The sequence below is a fragment of the Sphingobium sp. DEHP117 genome, from assembly GCF_030867385.1.
Classification (GTDB): Bacteria; Pseudomonadota; Alphaproteobacteria; order Sphingomonadales; family Sphingomonadaceae; genus Sphingobium.
Window position 1 is genome coordinate 185,640 of record NZ_JAPFBJ010000003.1, and the last position, 19,147, is coordinate 204,786.

At 59.4% G+C, this 19,147-nt stretch carries 18 protein-coding genes and 1 tRNA gene; 8 read left to right on the top strand and 11 right to left on the bottom strand.

The features are described from left to right. Window positions 1-10: 10 nt before the first annotated feature. The 7 genes from odhB to OOT33_RS13390 all read right to left on the bottom strand — a co-directional run bounded on the left by odhB (window position 11) and on the right by OOT33_RS13390 (window position 8,561). Window positions 11-1,267, bottom strand: a complete 1,257-nt coding sequence (gene odhB / locus OOT33_RS13360) for a 2-oxoglutarate dehydrogenase complex dihydrolipoyllysine-residue succinyltransferase (RefSeq protein ID WP_307750515.1) — start codon at window positions 1,265-1,267, stop codon at window positions 11-13. A gap of 6 nt (window positions 1,268-1,273) precedes the next feature. Then, entirely contained in the window at window positions 1,274-4,087 is a 2,814-nt protein-coding gene (locus tag OOT33_RS13365) for a 2-oxoglutarate dehydrogenase E1 component (protein ID WP_307750516.1), read from the bottom strand. A gap of 93 nt (window positions 4,088-4,180) precedes the next feature. Next, window positions 4,181-5,071 carry a succinate--CoA ligase subunit alpha gene (gene sucD, locus OOT33_RS13370; protein ID WP_307750517.1) on the bottom strand — a complete coding sequence of 297 codons (891 nt, stop codon included), beginning with the start codon at window positions 5,069-5,071 and terminating at the stop codon, window positions 4,181-4,183. A gap of 84 nt (window positions 5,072-5,155) precedes the next feature. Then, on the bottom strand, window positions 5,156-6,118 hold the full coding sequence (gene mdh, locus OOT33_RS13375) for a malate dehydrogenase (protein WP_307750518.1): 963 nt from the start codon (window positions 6,116-6,118) through the stop codon (window positions 5,156-5,158). Between the two features lie 148 nt (window positions 6,119-6,266). After that, window positions 6,267-7,376 (bottom strand): cell division protein ZapE, encoded by a 1,110-nt coding sequence (zapE, locus tag OOT33_RS13380; RefSeq protein ID WP_307750519.1) that lies wholly within the window; start codon window positions 7,374-7,376, stop codon window positions 6,267-6,269. Continuing rightward, window positions 7,373-7,642: an acyl-CoA thioesterase domain-containing protein gene (locus tag OOT33_RS13385; RefSeq protein WP_307750520.1), complete on the bottom strand. Its 270-nt coding sequence runs from the start codon at window positions 7,640-7,642 to the stop codon at window positions 7,373-7,375. Before OOT33_RS13385 ends, zapE begins: the two co-directional genes overlap by 4 nt. Before the next feature lie 136 nt (window positions 7,643-7,778). Further along, window positions 7,779-8,561: a succinate dehydrogenase iron-sulfur subunit gene (locus OOT33_RS13390; protein ID WP_307750521.1), complete on the bottom strand. Its 783-nt coding sequence runs from the start codon at window positions 8,559-8,561 to the stop codon at window positions 7,779-7,781. A gap of 185 nt (window positions 8,562-8,746) precedes the next feature. On the opposite strand from OOT33_RS13390, the gene OOT33_RS13395 reads away from it, so the two are divergent. From OOT33_RS13395 to OOT33_RS13405, 3 genes are all read left to right on the top strand, one after another. Then, a complete protein-coding gene (locus tag OOT33_RS13395) occupies window positions 8,747-9,517 on the top strand; it encodes a hypothetical protein (protein WP_307750522.1) in 771 nt (256 codons plus the stop codon). Between the two features lie 22 nt (window positions 9,518-9,539). Then, window positions 9,540-10,502: an FkbM family methyltransferase gene (locus OOT33_RS13400; protein ID WP_307750523.1), complete on the top strand. Its 963-nt coding sequence runs from the start codon at window positions 9,540-9,542 to the stop codon at window positions 10,500-10,502. A 102-nt stretch (window positions 10,503-10,604) separates the two neighbouring features. Continuing rightward, window positions 10,605-11,252 carry a hypothetical protein gene (locus OOT33_RS13405; RefSeq protein WP_307750524.1) on the top strand — a complete coding sequence of 216 codons (648 nt, stop codon included), beginning with the start codon at window positions 10,605-10,607 and terminating at the stop codon, window positions 11,250-11,252. Window positions 11,253-11,404: 152 nt separating this feature from the next. Here the strand turns inward: OOT33_RS13405 and OOT33_RS13410 are convergent, their stop codons facing one another. After that, on the bottom strand, window positions 11,405-12,775 hold the full coding sequence (locus OOT33_RS13410) for an IS1380 family transposase (protein WP_307748129.1): 1,371 nt from the start codon (window positions 12,773-12,775) through the stop codon (window positions 11,405-11,407). Between the two features lie 188 nt (window positions 12,776-12,963). On the opposite strand from OOT33_RS13410, the gene OOT33_RS13415 reads away from it, so the two are divergent. Both OOT33_RS13415 and OOT33_RS13420 read left to right on the top strand, forming a co-directional pair. Continuing rightward, the gene (locus OOT33_RS13415) at window positions 12,964-13,680 is read left to right on the top strand and encodes a hypothetical protein (RefSeq protein WP_307750525.1); all 717 of its coding nucleotides are present in this window, start codon (window positions 12,964-12,966) and stop codon (window positions 13,678-13,680) included. A 6-nt stretch (window positions 13,681-13,686) separates the two neighbouring features. Continuing rightward, window positions 13,687-14,781, top strand: coding sequence for a hypothetical protein (locus OOT33_RS13420; protein ID WP_307750526.1), 1,095 nt, complete (start codon window positions 13,687-13,689; stop codon window positions 14,779-14,781). Between the two features lie 26 nt (window positions 14,782-14,807). Here the strand turns inward: OOT33_RS13420 and OOT33_RS13425 are convergent, their stop codons facing one another. After that, a complete protein-coding gene (locus tag OOT33_RS13425) occupies window positions 14,808-15,782 on the bottom strand; it encodes an endonuclease/exonuclease/phosphatase family protein (protein ID WP_307751003.1) in 975 nt (324 codons plus the stop codon). 125 nt (window positions 15,783-15,907) lie between these two features. Here OOT33_RS13425 and OOT33_RS13430 point away from each other — a divergent pair, with 125 nt between their 5' ends. Then, complete coding sequence (locus OOT33_RS13430; RefSeq protein ID WP_307750527.1) at window positions 15,908-16,393, top strand: flavin reductase; 486 nt, start codon at window positions 15,908-15,910, stop codon at window positions 16,391-16,393. A gap of 35 nt (window positions 16,394-16,428) precedes the next feature. Here the strand turns inward: OOT33_RS13430 and thyA are convergent, their stop codons facing one another. Then, window positions 16,429-17,367, bottom strand: a complete 939-nt coding sequence (gene thyA, locus OOT33_RS13435) for a thymidylate synthase (RefSeq protein ID WP_307750528.1) — start codon at window positions 17,365-17,367, stop codon at window positions 16,429-16,431. A 171-nt stretch (window positions 17,368-17,538) separates the two neighbouring features. Here thyA and OOT33_RS17915 point away from each other — a divergent pair, with 171 nt between their 5' ends. After that, complete coding sequence (locus OOT33_RS17915) at window positions 17,539-18,012, top strand: JAB domain-containing protein (RefSeq protein ID WP_373690592.1); 474 nt, start codon at window positions 17,539-17,541, stop codon at window positions 18,010-18,012. After that, window positions 18,003-18,079 (top strand) — tRNA-Pro (locus OOT33_RS13445). The genes OOT33_RS17915 and OOT33_RS13445 overlap by 10 nt, the downstream gene beginning before the upstream one ends. A 56-nt stretch (window positions 18,080-18,135) precedes the next feature. On the opposite strand, the gene OOT33_RS13450 is transcribed toward OOT33_RS13445, so the two are convergent. Then, a complete protein-coding gene (locus OOT33_RS13450; protein WP_307750530.1) occupies window positions 18,136-19,137 on the bottom strand; it encodes a tyrosine-type recombinase/integrase in 1,002 nt (333 codons plus the stop codon). Window positions 19,138-19,147 lie beyond the last annotated feature (10 nt).

A 19,147-nucleotide genomic window follows, 5' to 3' on the forward strand; every position in this document is an offset into this window, starting at 1 on the left:
TCTCCGTATCTTAAAGGTCGATCAGCAGGCGGGTGGGATCCTCGATCGCGTTCTTGATCGCGACAAGGAATGTCACAGCCTCGCGCCCGTCAATCAGACGATGGTCGTAACTCAACGCCAGATACATCATCGGTCTTACGACTACTTGGCCGTCCCGCACTACCGGACGATCCTCGATACGGTGCAAACCCAGAACCGCGCTCTGCGGTGGGTTGATGATCGGGGTTGACATCAGGCTACCGAAGACACCGCCGTTGGAGATCGTGAAGGTGCCGCCCTTCATGTCTTCCATCGTCAAGGCGCCGTCCTTGGCCTTCTTGCCGAAGTCACCTATGGTTTTCTCGATTTCCGCCACGCTCATGCCTTCCGCATTGCGGATAACAGGCACGACAAGACCATTGGGCGCGGACACCGCGACCGAGATGTCGGCATAATTGTAATAAACGATCTCATCGCCCTCGATCTGGGCGTTGACGGCAGGGACGTCTTTAAGCGCCATGCACACCGCCTTGGTGAAGAAGCCCATGAAACCAAGGCGCACGCCATGCTTCTTCTCGAACAGATCCTTATATTTGTTGCGCGCCTCGATCACGGCCGACATATCGACATCGTTGAAGGTTGTTAGCAGCGCGGCGGTTTCCTGCGCGCTCTTGAGGCGCTTGGCGACGGTCTGGCGCAGGCGTGTCATCTTCACCCGCTCCTCGGCGCGGGCAGATGAGGCTGGTGCAGCAGCAGGGGCGGCAGCTGCGGACGCCGTAGGCGCGCTCTGCGCGGCCTTTGCCGTGCCGGCAGCCACGGCGGCCATCACATCGTCCTTTGTCAGGCGCCCGTCGCGCCCGGTACCCTTGATGCTGCTCGGGTCAAGACCATGCTCCAGCACCAGCCGACGAACAGCCGGAGAAAGGGTCACGGCAGCAGCGTCGTCGGCGCTCGCTGGCGCTGGTGCTGGGGCAGAGGCGGGAGCGGACACGGCGGCTGGCGCGGACGCAGCCGAGGCAGCTGCGGAAGCAGGAGCCGACGCCGCCTTGCCACCGGCTTCGACCGTCGCAATGATTGCGCCGACATTGACGGTGTCGCCTTCCTTCACCAGTAGCTCGCCGAGCACGCCCGCGACCGGAGACGGCACATCCACCGCGACCTTGTCTGTCTCGAGACTGGCAATTGGCTCGTCAAGCGCAACCGCATCACCCGGCTTTTTCAGCCACGCGCCGACGGTTGCCTCAGTAACGGATTCGCCGAGCGTGGGAACTTTGACTTCGGTAGCCATGATGGATCAGCCTTTCTGCTGACGTTTGATTTCGGTGCGGACGCTGTGGCCGAGTGCATCGGCAATGAGCGCGCCCTGCTCCGCGAGGTGGCGCTTGGCGAGGCCGGTCGCAGGCGAGGCGGACGCCTTGCGTCCCGCATAGCGCGCGCGCATCGGCGCCTTGCCTGCAGCATCGAGCGCCTGCTCGATAAAAGGCTCGACAAAGAACCACGCGCCATTGTTGCGCGGCTCCTCCTGACACCAGATCACCTCTTCGAGATTGGTCATCCGGGCCAGACGAACGGCGAGCGCCTCGGTCGGAAAAGGATAGATCTGCTCGATGCGAACGATCTGCGTGCCTTTATCTCCCGCCGCGTCGCGCGCCTCGATGAGGTCATAGGCAACCTTGCCGGTGCAGAGCACGAGGCGTTTGGTCTCCTTGTCTGGGGCCGGATTAGTGTCTGAAAGGATGCGCATGAAGTGATGCGCGCCCATGAAATCCTCCGCCTTGCTCACGGCCAGCTTGTGCCGCAGCAGAGACTTGGGCGCCATGATGATCAGCGGCTTGCGGAACGGACGCAGCATCTGACGGCGCAGAATGTGGAAATAGTTTGCCGGCGTCGTGCAGTTCGCGACCTGGATATTGCCCTCGGCGCAGAGTTGGAGGAACCGCTCCAGCCGGGCCGAGCTGTGTTCCGGCCCCTGCCCCTCATAACCATGCGGCAGCAACAGCACGAGACCGTTGGCGCGCAGCCATTTGGATTCGGACGAGGCGATATACTGGTCGATCATGATCTGCGCGCCGTTGGCGAAATCGCCGAACTGCGCCTCCCAGATCACGAGGCTCTTGGGATCGGCCATCGCATAGCCATATTCGAAGCCAAGCACGCCATATTCGGACAGCGGGCTATCCAGCACCTCGAAAGTGCCGTGCGGGATCGTCGATAGCGGGATGTAGCGCTTTTCCGTTTCCTGATCGAGCCAGACAGCGTGGCGATGACTGAAGGTGCCACGCCCGGAGTCCTGCCCCGACAGGCGCACACCATAGCCTTCCGAAAGCAGGCTGCCGAATGCCAGCGCTTCGCCGGTTGCCCAGTCGAACCCCTCACCGCTCTTGAACATCTCGGCCTTGGCCTCGATCACGCGGCGCAGGGTCTTGTGAACCTCGTGTCCCTCGGGGATCGTGGTCAGCGTACGACCCAGACTGTCGAACAGCTTGCCAGAGATCGCTGTCTCGACATTTTTCCGCGCGGTTTCGATGTCCGCCGGTTGATGCAGGCCGGACCAGCGGCCCGCAAACCAGTCAGCGTGATTGGACTTGTAGGTCTTGGCTGCCTCGAACTCTTCTTCGAGATGATCGGTAAACGCTTTGGTGGTCGCTGCGGCAAAGCCCTCGTCGATCATGCCCTGCGCCACCAGGCGCGAGGCATAGACCTCGCTCACGGGCGGATGCTGCCGGATCGCCTTGTACATCAACGGCTGGGTAAAGCCCGGCTCGTCGCCCTCATTGTGGCCGAAGCGGCGATAGCACCACATGTCGATCACGATATCGCGATGGAAGGTCTGGCGGTAGTCGACCGCGAGCTTGCAAGCGAAGGTCACCGCCTCCGGATCGTCGCCGTTCACATGAATGATCGGTGCCTGCACGCCCTTGGCCACGTCGCTGGGATAAGGCGAGCCCCGCGAGAACTGCGGGCTGGTGGTGAAGCCGATCTGGTTGTTGATGACGAAGTGAATGCAACCGCCGGTGTTGTAACCGCGCACGCCGGAAAAGCCGAAGCACTCCCAGACGATGCCCTGCCCCGCGAAGGCCGCGTCGCCATGGATCAGCACGGGGAGAACCTGCTCGTGCTTTTCAAGGTCGTCGCGGAACACCTGTTGCGCCCTTACCTTGCCGAGCACGACTGGATCGACCGTTTCGAGGTGCGACGGGTTGGGCACCAGGCTCATGTGCACCTTGACGCCGTCAAACTCGCGGTCGGTGCTGGTGCCGAGGTGATATTTCACGTCACCGGATCCGCCGACATCCTCCGGATTAGCCGTGCCGCCGGAAAACTCGTGGAAGATCACGCGGAATCCCTTGGCCATCACGTTGGCGAGCACGTTCAGCCGTCCGCGATGCGCCATGCCATAGACGATCTCGCGCACGCCGCGCGCGCCGCCATATTTGATGACGGCTTCAAGTGCGGGAATCATGGACTCGCCGCCGTCCAACCCGAAGCGCTTGGTGCCAACATATTTGCGGCCCAGAAACTTCTCATACTGCTCGGCGTGGATGACCTTGGAGAGGATCGCCTTCTTGCCCTCGGGCGTGAACTCGATTTCCTTGTCCGCGCCTTCCATCCGGTCCTGCAGGAAGCGGCGCTCCTCCACATCCGAGATGTGCATATATTCGAGGCCGACACTGCCGCAGTAGTTGGCACGCAGGATATTCACGATCTCGCGGATCGTCGCCCATTCCATGCCCAGCGTGCCGCCGACATAGATCTTGCGATCCAGCGCCTCACCGGAAAAACCATGATATTCGGGCGTAAGATCCGCCGGAATATCACGGTGCGACAGGCCGAGCGGATCAAGGTTGGCCGCAAGATGCCCGCGCACACGATAGGTGCGGATCAGCATCATCGCGCGGATGCTGTCTGAGGCCGCCTGTTTGATCTCGGCGTCGGACATCGGCTTGACCGAGCCCTTCGCCGCCGCCTTTACGGCAACTTCCATCTGCGTGGGGTCCAGCGCAGACGTCAGATCGTCCGTAGCGTTGAGCGGCCAGCCGGAACGCGCCCAGCTCGGGCCTCGCTCAATCTCGTTGCCGCCGTCGAAATCCTGGCCTTCGAAGCCCATGAGTGACTCCTTCGTCCTTGTGTCCCGCGTGCAGTCGGGGGACGCATCGCTTTCCGGTGCGGTGCAGCGCGCCGGCAAGCTTTTCATACATGGTTAACCGTTAAGAACTTCCAACAAGGTCGTTCCCAGTTCCGAGGGGCTGGACGCAACCTTGATACCGGCCGCTTCCATTGCCGCGATCTTGCTCTCGGCATCACCCTTACCGCCCGAAACGATCGCGCCGGCATGGCCCATGCGGCGCCCCGGAGGGGCGGTACGGCCCGCGATGAAACCGGCCATCGGCTTCTTGCGGCCCCTCTTGGCTTCATCGATCAGGAACTGCGCAGCCTGCTCCTCGGCGTCGCCGCCGATCTCGCCGATCATGATGATGCTCTTCGTCGCTTCGTCAGCAAGGAACAGCTCGAGCACGTCGATGAAGTTGGTGCCGTTGACAGGATCGCCGCCAATGCCGACGGCCGTCGTCTGACCAAGACCAGCGTTGGATGTCTGGAACACCGCCTCATAGGTGAGCGTGCCGGAGCGAGAGACGACGCCGACAGACCCTTTCTTGAAGATGTTGCCGGGCATGATCCCGATCTTGCACTCGTCGGGCGTCAGCACGCCGGGGCAATTGGGACCAATGAGGCGGGACTTGCTGCCCGAAAGGGCGCGCTTTACCCGCACCATGTCCAGCACCGGAATGCCTTCGGTGATGCAGACGATCAGCGGGATCTCCGCATCGATCGCTTCGAGGATCGAGTCCGCCGCGAATGGCGGCGGCACATAGACGACGGAAGCATCGGCGCCGGTCGCTGCCTTGGCCTCCGCAACCGTGTTCCAGATCGGCAGGTTGGTCTCGGCATGGGTCGTTCCGCCCTTGCCTGGAGTCACGCCGCCGACCATCTGCGTTCCATAAGCCAGCGCCTGCTGGGTGTGGAAGGTTCCGGTTGCGCCGGTCATCCCCTGGGTGATCACCTTTGTATTCTTGTTGACGAGTATGGACATGCTTACCCCTTCTTCAGGTGGTGTGGCACTTCATATTTTCCCTCGCCGGCTGCACACTTTTCCTGGGGAGGGAGTGCAGACCGTTCAGGCGAGGCTCGGCTCAACGCCCTTGCAGGCGACCAACAGTTCCTTCACCGCATCGACCGATACCTGGAGGAAGCCCTTGGCCTCATCGTCCAGCTCGATCTCGACAACCTTTTCAACGCCGCCCGCACCGATCATCACCGGCACGCCGACATAAAGATCCTTCACCCCATATTCCCCGTTCACATAGGCAGCACAGGGCAGGATGCGCTTTTGATCGTTGAGATAGGCTTCGGCCATCGCGATGCCGGATGCAGCGGGGGCGTAGAAAGCCGAGCCGGTCTTCAGTAGGCCCACGATTTCACCGCCACCCGAGCGGGTGCGCTGGACGATCGCGTCGATGCGCTCCTTGGTGGACAGGCCCATCTTGATAAGGTCGGGCACAGGAATACCGTTGACCGTCGAATATTGCACCACCGGCACCATGGTGTCGCCGTGGCCGCCGAGCACGAAGGTGTTGACGTCGCGGATCGAAACCTGGAACTCATCGGCGATGAAGTGGCTGAACCGCGCGCTGTCCAGCACGCCCGCCATGCCGACAACCATGTGGTGCGGCAGGCCCGAAAATTCGCGCAGCGCCCAAACCATCGCATCGAGGGGGTTGGTGATGCAGATGACGAACGCGTTGGGGGCATAGGTCTTGATCCCCTCGCCCACGGCTTTCATGACGCCGAGGTTGATACCGAGCAGGTCGTCGCGGCTCATGCCCGGCTTGCGGGGCACGCCTGCGGTCACGATGATGACATCCGCGCCGGCGATGTCCTTATAATCATTAGTACCGGTGATCTTCGCGTCGAAACCCTCGACCGGGCCGCACTGCGAAAGGTCAAGCGCCTTGCCCTGAGGAACACCGTCGACCACGTCGAAGAGGACGACATCGCCCAGTTCCTTCTGCGCGGCCAGATGCGCGAGCGTGCCACCGATATTGCCAGCGCCGATCAGCGCGATCTTCTTGCGAGCCATTGCAGTCAGTCTCCTTGTGCCACCGGCCCCCGCCGGCAAGATAAACTGTGCCCGCTTAGGCCCATTTGGTTAAGGTTTCAACACCGGTTTTCGCTGCAGTGCAACTTATTTGTGATATTGCGAAGTAGTTGCAATATTGGCTCCGCTGTTACTCACCGTGCCCTTTTGCAAGATATTCGTCCGATTGCATTTCCATCAGCCTGGACGCCGTGCGTTCAAATTCGAAAGCTCCATCCCCGGTGGGATAAAGTGCGTCCGGCCCAGCGTCCGCACTTGCGAGCAGCTTGACCTTGTATTCATAGAGCGCGTCGATCAGCGTGACGAACCGCGCCGCCTCGTTCCTGTTTTCCGGACCCAGTACCGGAATGCCAACGATGATCACACTGTGATACCGGCGCGCGATGGAGAGGTAGTCGCTCGCGCCCCGTGCCTCCCCGCACAAACGCTTGAACGAGAAGACCGCCACGCCTTTGAGCGATTTTGGCACATGAATGGTACGGCCGCCAGGGATGACCAGCTCCTCGCTGGGCACATGAGCCTTGTCTTCGGGTGGAAAGTCCGTCAGGCGGAAGAAGGCCTGGCTCAGCGCCTGCGTGGCCCCCGGGCCATTGGGTACATGCCACAGCTGCGCGTCGCCCAAGCGGTCGCGCCTATAGTCCACCGGGCCGTTGAGGCTCATCACATCGAGCCTCTCCTTCATCAGCGCGATGAACGGCAGGAATAGCTGGCGGTTGAGACCATCCTTGTAGAGATCGTCGGGCACCCGGTTGGAGGTGGTTACGATCGTTACCCGCCGCTCCAGCAGGCCGGTGAAGAGGCGAGACATGATCGCTGCGTCTGCCATATTGTTGACGACCATCTCATCGAAACACAGCAGCCGCGCTTCCTCGGCCAGCGAAGCGACAACCGGCGGGATCGGATCGCCGCTCTCGGACTTGCGGGCCTCACGCAGCCGGGCATGGACATCGAGCATGAACTCATGGAAATGCGCCCGCCGCTTCCGCCTCACCTGTACGCATTCGTAGAACAGGTCCATCAGCATGGACTTTCCGCGCCCCACCCCGCCCCACAAATACAGGCCGCGCGGAGGTTCCGGCTCCCTACGCAACAGTTTCCACAGCGTGGAGCCGCGCGGAGGTTGCGCTTCAAGTTCCGCCTGCAAGCGGGCCACCCGTTCGGCCGCCCGCGCCTGATCTGGATCGGCACGCAGTTCCCCAGCCGCAATCAGTGCCTTATAGCGAGCAAGCAGATCGGTCATTGCGGAACCTTACGCACAACGCCGCTGCCGATCAGGATCTGCTGCCCCTCCTGGCGGAGCGTCAGGCGCACAAATTGCACCCTGTCGGCTTCGCGGATTTCCTCGGCCTCACCTTCGATGAGCACTCCGGTACGTCCACCTGCGGGGTATTCGAAACAGAGCGAGACCGTGACGGGCTGAACCGGCGGCTCGAATGGCACCCCAAAAATGCTAAGGGCATTCTCTGCATATGAGCTCAGAAAGCCGCCGTGCAGCCCGCCAAGCATGCTGCGTGTGCCCGGCCCCGGTAGAACAGGATGCTCGCTAATACGGCTTAAGCGCACCGGAGACCACTTCTCCGGCCACTCGCCGGGCCGCTATAAGCCCCTGTCAGCCAATCGACGCTGCACGAGCCAGTCACCGTCAGAGCTGGCGCTCGACCAGCATCTTCTTGGTCTCTGCGATCGCCTTGGCAGGCGAAAGCCCCTTGGGGCAGACATTGGCGCAATTCATGATCGTGTGGCATCGATAGAGACGGAAGGGATCTTCCAGCTCGTCCAGCCGCTCGCCGGTGAACTCATCGCGGCTGTCCGCCAGCCAGCGATAGGCCTGCAGCAGGATTGCCGGACCAAGGAACTTGTCTGAATTCCACCAGTAGCTGGGGCAGCTGGTTGAGCAACAGGCGCAAAGGATGCACTCATAGAGGCCATCCAGCTTCTCGCGATCCTCGGGCGATTGCAGCCGCTCCTTGCCCGAAGGCGTTGTTGATACCGTCTTAAGCCAAGGCTGGATCGAGGCATATTGCGCATAGAAATGCGTGAAATCGGGCACCAGATCCTTGATAACGTCCATGTGCGGCAAGGGCGTGATACGCACCTCACCCTTGCAATCCTCGATAGCTGTAGTGCAGGCGAGGCCGTTCTTGCCATTGATGTTCATCGAGCACGAACCGCAAATACCCTCGCGGCAGGAGCGGCGGAATGTCAGCGATGGGTCCTGCTCATTCTTCATCTTGATAAGCGCGTCGAGCACCATCGGGCCGCAATCGTCCAGATCGATCTCAAACGTGTCATATCGGGGGTTGTCACCCGAATCGGGGTCGTAGCGATAGACCTTGAATGCCTTCACATTGGCCGCGCCGTCCGCCTTGTGGACCTTGCCCTTGCCCGTAATCTTGCTGTTTTTCGGAAGCGTGAAAGTCGCCATGCCTGAAAATTCCTTAGCCGTTGCGTGCCTGCTAGCGCCTTGATCCGCCGACTTCAATAGACAACCGCACACCCGCTCGAGGCGTACTAAAGGTGCCTTTGACCGTCCCGATGACGAAAAGCCATTTCCCGCACAGCAGAACCCGCCTATAGCGAACGCCTGTCCAACGATAGAGTGGCTTGTGAATGCCCGCCATCCATGTTTTCATTATTTCCTGGCGCGGCCAGCACGAACGAGCCGCAGCCATCGCTCGATCGCTTGCCACCTCGGCGGATAAACTCTCGATCGTCTATTCCGATCCTTCGGGAAGGCCGGCCTGCCTGGAGGGGCTTCCCGTCATTGAGCGGGACAATCGTCTATTCTGGGCAGACAAGTTCCAGGCCTGTCTCGAGCAGTGCGCACCCGATGACATCATGCTCATCATCCATGCAGACTGCCGGTGCGACGACTGGCCACGCATAGTCACCCGATGCAAGGCAGGGTTTGCTCGTTTTGCCGAGCTTGGCATCTGGACCCCCCGGATCATTGGAACGCCGTGGCGGCTCGAGCGGACCCGGATACAACGCATCGTGGGCAGCGACTGCAGCATCGTCGCGCATACGGACGGGCTGGTTTTCGCGCTCAGCCCAGCCTTGTATCCCCGGATGAAACGCGCGGACTATAGTGGTAATCTTTATGGCCTCGGCATTGACTGGCTGTTTCTCTGTGCTGCCTACGCTCGCGGAATGACCGCCATTTCCGATGAAGCGATTACCGTGCGGCACCCCATTTCCCGCGGCTACTCCTCTGCCAACGCGCGCGAACAAAAACGTGCCTTCCTTAATCAGATGACGACGGAGGAACAATTGGCCTATTCGCGATTGAGAGTACATCTACGCAAAAGGCACATATATCATAAATTGCACTGGTTTGCATTTCAGCGCTGGTCTCGCCAACAGGCAACGCTGGCTCCATAGCAGGGATCGAGGGGGATATCGAATGGACTTAGACGAATCGACGCCCGATATGCTTTGCGAACTTCAAACACGATATGGCGCCTTTGTTGTCCCAGATGAAAATGATCTGATAGCGGATACATTGAAAACCTATGGAGAGTGGGCTGAGAACGAGATTTCTTTACTCCGCACCATGATCCGTCCCGGAGATACGGTGCTCGATATAGGTGCGTGCTATGGCACCCACACTCGCGCATTCTCCCAAGCAGTCGGAGAAACGGGAAAAGTCATCAGCTTCGAGGCGTGCGAGCAGACAGGAGAGTTTCTGAGGAAGAACATAGAAATCGCTCCCATCGCCAACATAGAAATGCATAGGGTTGCCTTGGATTCCATCTCCGGTCGCACCATCTCGATGGCCGGTGCGCATGCGAACCGCGGGGCCACGCACATTGTAACCATAGGGCAGGATGCCACCCAAGGCGGGAATGCCGTCACGTCAACCTTAGACGAATTTTGTTTACCGCGAGTGGACTTGCTGAAAATTGACGTTGAAGGACATGAGATTCAGGTACTTGCCGGGGGCGGTCAAACGCTTAAAAGATGCCGACCAATAGTATTCTGCGAAATGAACTCGATTTCTGCGGGTTTTGCGCTGTACCAGTGCTGGTCGCTGGAGCGCTACGAAGTCATGGGTATTCGAAGCTTCGCAGCTAACAAGAATAATTTCCTAAAAAATCCAATGGATGTTTTCGGCGACGCCTCTGAATGCGCACTGTTGTTCGTACCTGAAGAGAGAGCGGCGGATGTGCCCGCAATGGTTGCAGGAAATGTGATAACACGGATCACACAGACAGAAGACATTGTTGCGATGGCTCTAGGGCAGATTCAATATATATCAAAATTCTGGACTATGAATGAAGAGGGTCATGCACTTTCTCAACTTAGAAAGAAAAATGAGGAATTGCAGCATAAACTGGGATCCAAAAAATTGAGATTTTTCAAATAAATAGAATGTCAGTCTTATCTCATGAGAATATTGCCGAAATACTTTATTAATTCAATATTGTTCTCTAAGGAGACGGGCCGTCTTCGTTCAATTATTCGGCATATGTTATTTGACAAAGATATGAAAGCGCGAAATTTTTTCCGAAAAATAACGCACAAAAAAAACGGAATGATAAAGAAAAAATTTTTAAATCTAGAACAAACAATCAACGAAGATAATGTTACTGTTAAAAAAATTAACATTCTTCACATGACGCGTTATAATAAGGAATATGAAACATCTATATACATATGTAACAATGAAGATGTATCTCGGGCTCATGATTCCTTATATGAATTGATCAAAAATAAAACATCGTCTCAATTCCTAGCGATTTCGATCAGTCATGATAATTTCAAGAAAGTATCAGGAGGAATCCAACTTTGCGTGGACAAAGAATTAGGACACTTCAATTCTTCGGGTCTAGATTATTTACATATTTATCCGATAATTCCTGTGACCAGACTGGCGAAGAAGGGAGAAGACGTTCTTGTCGGCGTATCTCTCAATGGACAGGAATTACCACCGGCGCGGATGTCCGGGATTCTCAAACTGATGAGCCAACTCGCCAACGAAAACTATGAGCTGGTTTTCGCCCTTCATCATCTCATGGGCCACTCGCCCGAAATGATAGGTGAGATGCTCCGGCAGTGTGGCAATCCACCCGCTTATTTTTGGATCCATGATTATTTTAGCCCGCACTATTCATGAGGCCTCCGCTCCGGGTTCGTGCGAGCATGGTTTGTCGGTCGCCGGGTGATCAGAGCAAGCTCCTCCGGCGGTTTTTTCACCGCGTCAGGATCGATGGGCTTTTCGAGGTTGAAGGACGAGGGCTCGGGCTTTGGGCGGCACTGCCGCGCTGGTTATGTGGGTGCCGGCCGGAGGCCGGTGGCAATGGTTCTGAACAGGCTGGCATCGGGACAGGCTGACGCGAAGGCGACGCGGATGCGCGTAGCGGTTTCGATGATGCGGGCGGCGACCTTGAGCAACCGCAGGCGCAGCGTTGCGAACTCGGCGGTGGCGAGCGCGGCAGCCTTCGGGATTTCCTGCTGGATGCGCCACACGAGCCAGTAGGCGGCGGTGTGCAGGATGAGGCGCATCTGGTTAGCATTGGCTGAGCGGCACGAGGTACGATCGCTGGCAAGCTGGGTCTTGTGGCGCTTGATCAGGTTCTCGGCGTTGCCGCGCGCGCAGTAGAGGGTGTCGTAGATATGCTCAGCCGAACCTTCGGCCAGCGAGGTGACGACATAGCGGATGTCCATGCCCAGCGTGCTGGCCTCGATCCGGGCGACGACGCGGCGCTGGCACTTCCAGCTCTTCGCGCCGTAGCGGGTCTCGGCATAGTTGCGCAGGACCGGATATTGGCGCTGAGCCCGCTTAACCGCGCAGGCATCGGCGGCAGCGACGATTTCGGGATCAGCACGCAGCGCGGCGTTGGTCGGCAGGCCGAACACGTAGTCGACGCCGGCCGCCTCGCAGAAGGCCATGACCTCGGGCCGGCCATAGTGCCCGTCGCCGCGGATGGTGATGTGCGTTTCGGGCCAGTGCCGGCGCAGATGGCGCACCAGGCGCCGGATGTGGCCGGCAGCTTCGGCGCCCGACGGTGTCTTGCCGGTGCGCAGCAGCATCGCCACCGGTCGGCCGGTGGCAGTGTCGTAGACATGGATCGGCAGGAAGCAGCGCTCGCCATGATGCCCGTTCCAGAAGGAGAGCTGCTGATAGCCATGAACAACGTCACAGGTGTCATCGATATCCAGCGTCACCGCCGCCGGCGCGGCGGGGTAGCTGGTGCAGTAGATGTCGATCATCGCGGCCATCATCCTGGCCAGCTCGCGTGTGGTCGGCGCATTTTCCCACCGGCTCATCGTCGGTTGGCTGGCCAGCCCCGCGCCCGATCCCGGCAGCTTGCCCAGCGCCAGGCGGAAGCCCGGATCGTCGCGCAGAGCGTCGAGATCATCGGCGTCTTCATAGCCGCAGGCGATCGCGAACACCCGGGCACGCAGGATGTCATCAAGGCGATGGATCACCCGCACAGGGTCCCGCGGATCGGCAATGCAAGCCGCAAGCCGCCGGCAAAGCCCCATCGCGCGCTCGGCCTGTGCCAGCAGCAGAACACCGCCATCCGAGGTGAGCCGACCTCCGTCGAACGCGGCTGTGATCTTCTTGCGCCCGATCGCTGGAAACGAAAATCCCGGCGCGCTATCATCGCTCCCGGCGGGTGTGGCCCGTGGCATAAATTGCCTCGCTGCAGGACTGGTCTAGACACCCATTTTCCTACATCAAAGCAATCGCTTACACCACTCCCGCCAACCCTTCTGACCAAGCCCGATGAATAAGCCGGGTTAGCCTGTGTCGTTCCTATACCTTACTACGCAATGGCATTCACTTCTGCCACGCGCCTGATGCCTCCTCCAATGCTTGTATGACCTGTATTTATGGCGAGGACCGGATAGACCATACGACTCGCATTCTTGAGCTGTTATCCCAGGACAATGTCATAGCGGTGTTTCCGTCAAATGTTAGCCGCGAGGTTGTTGCTAAAGCAGGACATAAACTGGATTTCGACAATTCAATAATATTGCCACACATCACCTTGGAAGAAGTATATGCGGAGCGAAATCCATCATTTCACGGCTCTGATGATATCACCGTTGCCTTCATCGGCACGCCTGCGCACCTCAAGGGTTGGGACGTTTTCTGGGACTTAGCAAAACGATATGACCCGGAGGGAACATTAAAGTTTCTGGTTTTTTCGACCAAGCCGCCAGTACCTGGTAATTATCGATGGGTGCCCGTTCATACTACCGCTGAGGCGCCCCGCGCGATGATCGACGCTTTGGAGAGCCACAATGTCGACATTGTGATAATCTGGCCCGGCTGGGCGGAAACGTTCTCGTTGACCACCTGCGAAGCTATAGCGGGGGGGGCCTATATCGTAACAAACAGCTGGTCCGGGAATGTCGCCCAACTCGTGAAGATGCATTCCAGGGGTACTGTACTCAACTCGCATTCGGAACTACTTGATTTTCTGTCATCCGATTCTTTGCTCGATGCTGTGGAATTCATTCGGACAATGCGTTCAAAAAGTAGAATAATAATCGAGAATAGTATGTTGACCTATGAAGTGGTGGGGAAGTAACTGGAAATGGCTGTTCACGCATTCACGAGTTTCAGCTTTAGCTATCTCAACAGGGCTCGCGTACTCGCTGCTTCAATCAAACGAATCCACCCTGACTGGGTGACATGGGCTGTCATTTCAGATCACGCGCCTCCGTCCTTCAGGTTTGAGCTGGAGCAGGAGGCCTTCGACCGCGTTCTTTACCTTGAAGATCTTTTCGGAGATCAATCCGCAAGCTGGATATTCGGCCATGACGTAATCGAGGCCTGCACAGGGGTGAAGGGCCGTGCCCTTACTTATATCCTCGAACAAGGCGATTGTGAGAAGGTGTTTTTCTTCGATCCTGACACCGCTTTATTCAACCCCATGGACGACGTGTTAGACACGTTGGATACGTACAGCATCGTACTCACTCCGCATCAAATTGACCCCGAGCCTCCAGAGGACGTACGTGCGATCATCGACAACGAGATTTGCTCACTTCACTACGGCTCGTTCAACCTTGGCTTCGTGGGCGTCTCCAATACCGATGAAGGCCGACGGTTCGCGAAATGGTGGGATGCACGCCTTACCGACTGGTGCCATGATCGGCTGGATATTGGCCTGTTCGTCGATCAGAAATGGTGCAATCTGGTCCCGTGCTATTTCGATTCCGTCAAAATCCTCCGCGATCCGGGGTTGAATGTAGCCAGCTGGAATCTGAGCCAGCGGACGGTAACATTTGATGAGAAGGGCATGGCGCGGGTCAACGGCAGCCCGCTCAAATTTTTCCATTTCACAAAACTTGGCCCGATCGGCGACAAAATGACCAGCCGATATGCCAAGGACAATGTGGAAGTTTATGAGTTGTGGCACTGGTATAAGGATGAAGTTGAAAAGAGCACGGCTCCGACCATACCAAATGACTGGTGGCACTTTGGGACATTCGCCAACGGCAAGAAGATAAAAAAACACATAAGGCGTCTATATAGGGAGGCGCCGTACCTGCATGAGCGCTATCCAAACCCGTTTCAGGCTAGTCATTGGGCCTATTTGCCACTAGCGCGATATGAGCGAGTGCGGCTGCGTTGGAAAAAGGTGAAAAGGTCGTTCAAACAAATGAAACGGCGGTTTAGGGGATGATGGAGGTCGCATTTACGGGTCCATCATCAACCTAAGTTAAGAGTAATCACAAACGGATAATGATCCGACCCCAGATCCGGCCCCCGCTCCATTCGCGCCGCCCCCCAGCCCCGGCCCAGCAATGCATGGTCGATATCTAAGATCGCAGGAACCCGCAATCCAGAAGACGGCGCGGGCCAGCTCGCCCGGTCTGACGGCGCGGCCGTCAAGCACAGCATGGACGCAGCATCGCGCATCGTCATCGACCAGCCCGTCGCATTGAAATCCCCCGCGACGACCAGCCGATGGCGTGGCACGCCGCGTAGTTCGCTGGCAAGCCATCTCAGTTCGCGTTTGTGAGCGCCCATGGGCCATGGTTGAGAAAGGTGGACACCGACTAGCGTATATTCGGGGAAGCGCATGATGGCGGCCGAGAGCGCATGACGGTTGTCGGCATCGCCGTGCGCCAGACCTCGCATATCGAGCGGCTTTCGACGTGAAAGCATCACCGTGGAGCAAGGCCGCGATCCCCGGCATGTGACCACATAGGGATATTGGAGCGCAAGCTGGGTCAGCAAAACGCGGCTGCGCCAGCCTACCTCCTGCAGAATTACGGCTTCCGGTTGTTGTGCCAGTATCCAACGCGCCGCACCCTCCGGGTCGTGGTTGGCGAACCACGCGTTGAACGTGACTATGCGGATGACACCTCGATCAGGATACGGGGCCGCTGGCGGCTTAGGCCAGAAGGCCGTGCGTTGCGTCATCAACCAGGCGACAGCCGCTATCCAGATCAGGCCGGAAAGGATGATCGGAAAGCGCGTGGCTTGCCAGCCCGCCATCCACGCTAAAATGATCATCGCCACGGCCCCGAGCATCGGCAAGAGTTGCACACCGTGAGACAGCATCATCAGGACCGGCCAGGACGGCCCGAAAATCAGCAGCAGGCACAGCGCCTGGACTGCCGCCGCAGTCGCCCCGGCGAGGGTGACGGCGAGACGAGGACGTTGCAGATTAACAGGCATGGCCACATTATATCCCGCCCGGTACGACGCGCCAGCCCTTTGGGGCTGGCCTGCCCCAAAGGCGGCTGCTATGCGGCACGAATCCGCTAGATGTCCTCATAGTGAGCACAGGGAGACGCGCGCCGATGACCCTCGAGACAGCAGCAGCCTTTCGGCAGGCGATGCGCAGGCTAGCCGCGACGGTGAACCTCATCAGCCTGACGCAGGACGGCACGCCCATGGGTATGGCCGCCACAGCAGTATGCTCGGTTTCGATGGACCCGCCCAGCCTGCTCGTCTGCGTCAACAAGTCCGCTTCGCTCCACCCCGCGCTTGTGGAGGCAGAGCACTTCAGCGTCACCGTGCTGCACAAAGACCAGGTCGAAACCGCGCGACTGTTCTCCGACAATAGCATGCGCGACATGCGCTTTGCCGATGCGGGGTGGCAGCAGCACCGGCTCGGCCCGCCGCTGCTCGCCAACGCGCAGGTCGGGATCATCTGCGCGCGCAGCGAGATGCTTGCGTTCGCAACGCACACCATCGTCATCGGCTCGGTGCTGGATGTGGTGGTGCGTGAGGACATCAACCCCCTGCTCTACCTCGACGGCGCATTCGAGAGCTTGAAGGACTGAGCGGCCTCGCCCGCACAGCGGGCCAGAGCATTCGCTCACACGGCTACCGGCGCGGCAATGTGCGCCTGGGGCGCGTAATCCACCACATCGAAATCCTCAATCCGGTAGCCAAACATGCTGGCCGGGCGTCGATTGATGTGTAGTCGCGGCGCTCCTTCCGGCATGCGCGCGAGCTGTGTTTCAATGAGCTCTGCATGATTGAGGTAAAGATGCACATCCCCGCCCTGCCAGACGATCTCGCCCGCCTCCAGATCACATTGCTGCGCCAGCATCCGCGTCAACAGCGCGAGGCCGAATATGTTGAACGGCACACCCAGCACAAAATCTGCGCTGCGCTGAAACAGCAGGCCCGAGAGCTTCCCGTCGGCAACATGAAACTGATAGGTCATATGGCAAGGCGGCAGCGCCATATCGTCTACATCGTCGACATTCCAGCCGGTGAACAGCAGCCGGCGCGAGCCGGGATTGTTGCGGATGCCCTCGACCAGCGCAGCGATCTGATTGTGGCCTTGGCGAGCGCGGCGGTATAAGCCGTCCCCTTCGCCCGCAGGCTCGTAGCGCGGCCAGTTGACCCACTGCGCGCCATAGACTGGGCCGAGATCGCCCCATTGCGTGGCGAACCCCTCATCCGCCACGATCCGTGCCTCGAAAGCATCCCGGCTGATCTCGTCACCCGTGGCTCTGCGATATTTGTCCAGCGGCCAGTCAGTCCAGATATGCACGCCTTGTTGCACCAGGGGGCGGATATTGGTGTTGCCGGTAAGGAACCACAGCATCTCGCGCGCCGCCACCTTCCAGTACACCCGCTTGGTGGTGAGGAGCGGCACGGCATGATCTGCCAGCGAAAAGCGCATGGTTGCGCCGAACAGTGCGCGTGTGCCCACGCCGGTGCGGTCTGTGCGTTCGTGCCCTTCGGTCCAGATGCGCCGCATCAGGTCAAGATATTGGAACTCATAATGATCGGGCCGGGGCATCGCGCGGAGGAATCCTTGAAGCAGGAAGACGGCGCCATTCCTCGCGCATGGACCTGGCACCGTCAAGAGGCGAACGAATTGGTCCATAACGGTGAGAAAAACACAAGAAATACAACATAACGGATCATGCTATATCTGGTAAGCACTGCCGGTGCCGCTCAGTTTCCCACGATGCATGCGCCCCACTGGTTTGCCGCTTTTATCGATACGCTGGAGCCACGCCCGTACGGGGAGGAAGTGCTGGCCGCGCTTTTCATCAATCGGCTGGCAGAGGCCATAGGGGCAGTAACCCTGCACGGCGAACGGCACCGTGTGTCCCTTCCAGTGCGCGAGATCGTTCGGCGGGCCGCGCAGGCGCGGGCGGCCTTGGTGTTGCTGCTTCACACTCATCCCTCCGGCAATTCCCGCCCCAGCAGGCAGGATATCCTTCTGACGCACCGGCTGGAGGCTGACCTCGCGCTTGCTGGCATGGCGCTCTATGATCATATCATCCTCGCGCCCCACCACTATTTCAGCTTCCGCGCGGCGGGCTTGCTGAACCATTCAGAAAAGCTTGCGCTTCCCCTTGCCACACCGGCACCGCCCCCCTATAGGCTGCCGCCTGCCTTGCCGGGATCGCGTGATTCCGGCCCGGTCGGGGAGTAGCTCAGCCTGGTAGAGCACTGTCTTCGGGAGGCAGGGGCCGGAGGTTCGAATCCTCTCTCCCCGACCACATATTTTCAAGGGTTTAGCCATAGTTTAGAGGCCTTTCGGACAGGGGCCGGAGGTTCATATTGAACCTTCGACCGCGCGGACGACGCGGGCGAGGTAGTCTGGAGAATAGCGGGCGTAGTGCGCCTGGGTCGTCCTGTCGTCGTCGTGGCCCATCATTTGAGCCAGTTCCGGCATGGGAATACCCTCCTCCGCTGCCCAGACCGCGCCGGTGTGGCGCAGGGTGTATGGCGTTGCGTGGACAGCGCTCCTTTCGCTCGCCCGCTGGAACGCCTTCTTCATGCTGTGCACCTGCTTGCCGCCATGCTCGATCACGAACGCGCTGGTGCGCCCCTCATAGGCCTCCTGCAATGCGCGGAGCAGCTTGTCGCCGATCGGCACGATGGTGCGGCGCTTGGCTGTGCGCACATGCCCCTCGGGCGTGAAGTTGATGCGGCGCCGCATGAAATCGACTCGGTCCCACGTCAGCTCAAGGATAGCGCCGGGCCGGGCCATCGTGTAGATTCCGATCAGCGCATAGAGCCGGGCGTGGTTGGCGCGCATGCCATCGAGAAACTTCGCGAACTCCGCGCGGGTGAGGTGGCGCTCCTTCCGCTCCGGCACCGGCGGCAGCCAGAAGGGTGTGCGCGCGGCGATCTTGCCGGTCTTCACCGCCCAGTTGAGCGCGGTGGAAAGCATCATCAGCTCATAGCGCGCGGTGGCATCGCCTACCTTGCGCGTGGCGCGGTATGCCCGGGCGGATTGATCGTTCACGCCCGCAGGCATCACCTTTTCCCAGTATCCGCGCATCGCCTTCCACGCAGCGGCGCGCCGGGCTTCGGAGCGCTTGCCGTCCATCGTCGCCAGATAGGCGGTCATGATCCGGCCCACGGTCCATGGACTATCGTCCGATCCTTGCCAGAGGGCGCTGGCCTCCGCCTCGGCGCTCTGGCGATCGCACGACGTGAGGGTGTGGCGATGGCGGGTTCGCTTTCCGTCTGCTCCGCGCTCCCACCAGACGAGGGCAAACCCTCCGCGAAAGCGCTGGACGGAATAGCTGTCGTCATTGGCTGCGGACATGATTCATACC

Bases quoted from the DNA above. Each gene is read 5' to 3' on its own strand.
- OOT33_RS17915 (WP_373690592.1), top strand. From the start codon at position 17,539: ATGCATGCGCCCCACTGGTTTGCCGCTTTTATCGATACGCTGGAGCCA.
- OOT33_RS13410 (WP_307748129.1), bottom strand. From the start codon at position 12,775: ATGCCACGGGCCACACCCGCCGGGAGCGATGATAGCGCGCCGGGATTT.
- OOT33_RS13450 (WP_307750530.1), bottom strand. From the start codon at position 19,137: ATGTCCGCAGCCAATGACGACAGCTATTCCGTCCAGCGCTTTCGCGGA.
- odhB (WP_307750515.1), bottom strand. From the start codon at position 1,267: ATGGCTACCGAAGTCAAAGTTCCCACGCTCGGCGAATCCGTTACTGAG.
- OOT33_RS13400 (WP_307750523.1), top strand. From the start codon at position 9,540: ATGGACTTAGACGAATCGACGCCCGATATGCTTTGCGAACTTCAAACA.
- OOT33_RS13385 (WP_307750520.1), bottom strand. From the start codon at position 7,642: ATGCTTGGCGGGCTGCACGGCGGCTTTCTGAGCTCATATGCAGAGAAT.
- OOT33_RS13425 (WP_307751003.1), bottom strand. From the start codon at position 15,782: ATGCCTGTTAATCTGCAACGTCCTCGTCTCGCCGTCACCCTCGCCGGG.
- sucD (WP_307750517.1), bottom strand. From the start codon at position 5,071: ATGTCCATACTCGTCAACAAGAATACAAAGGTGATCACCCAGGGGATG.
- OOT33_RS13430 (WP_307750527.1), top strand. From the start codon at position 15,908: ATGACCCTCGAGACAGCAGCAGCCTTTCGGCAGGCGATGCGCAGGCTA.
- OOT33_RS13365 (WP_307750516.1), bottom strand. From the start codon at position 4,087: ATGGGCTTCGAAGGCCAGGATTTCGACGGCGGCAACGAGATTGAGCGA.
- OOT33_RS13420 (WP_307750526.1), top strand. From the start codon at position 13,687: ATGGCTGTTCACGCATTCACGAGTTTCAGCTTTAGCTATCTCAACAGG.
- mdh (WP_307750518.1), bottom strand. From the start codon at position 6,118: ATGGCTCGCAAGAAGATCGCGCTGATCGGCGCTGGCAATATCGGTGGC.
- OOT33_RS13395 (WP_307750522.1), top strand. From the start codon at position 8,747: ATGCCCGCCATCCATGTTTTCATTATTTCCTGGCGCGGCCAGCACGAA.
- thyA (WP_307750528.1), bottom strand. From the start codon at position 17,367: ATGCCCCGGCCCGATCATTATGAGTTCCAATATCTTGACCTGATGCGG.
- OOT33_RS13415 (WP_307750525.1), top strand. From the start codon at position 12,964: ATGACCTGTATTTATGGCGAGGACCGGATAGACCATACGACTCGCATT.
- OOT33_RS13405 (WP_307750524.1), top strand. From the start codon at position 10,605: ATGTTATTTGACAAAGATATGAAAGCGCGAAATTTTTTCCGAAAAATA.
- zapE (WP_307750519.1), bottom strand. From the start codon at position 7,376: ATGACCGATCTGCTTGCTCGCTATAAGGCACTGATTGCGGCTGGGGAA.
- OOT33_RS13390 (WP_307750521.1), bottom strand. From the start codon at position 8,561: ATGGCGACTTTCACGCTTCCGAAAAACAGCAAGATTACGGGCAAGGGC.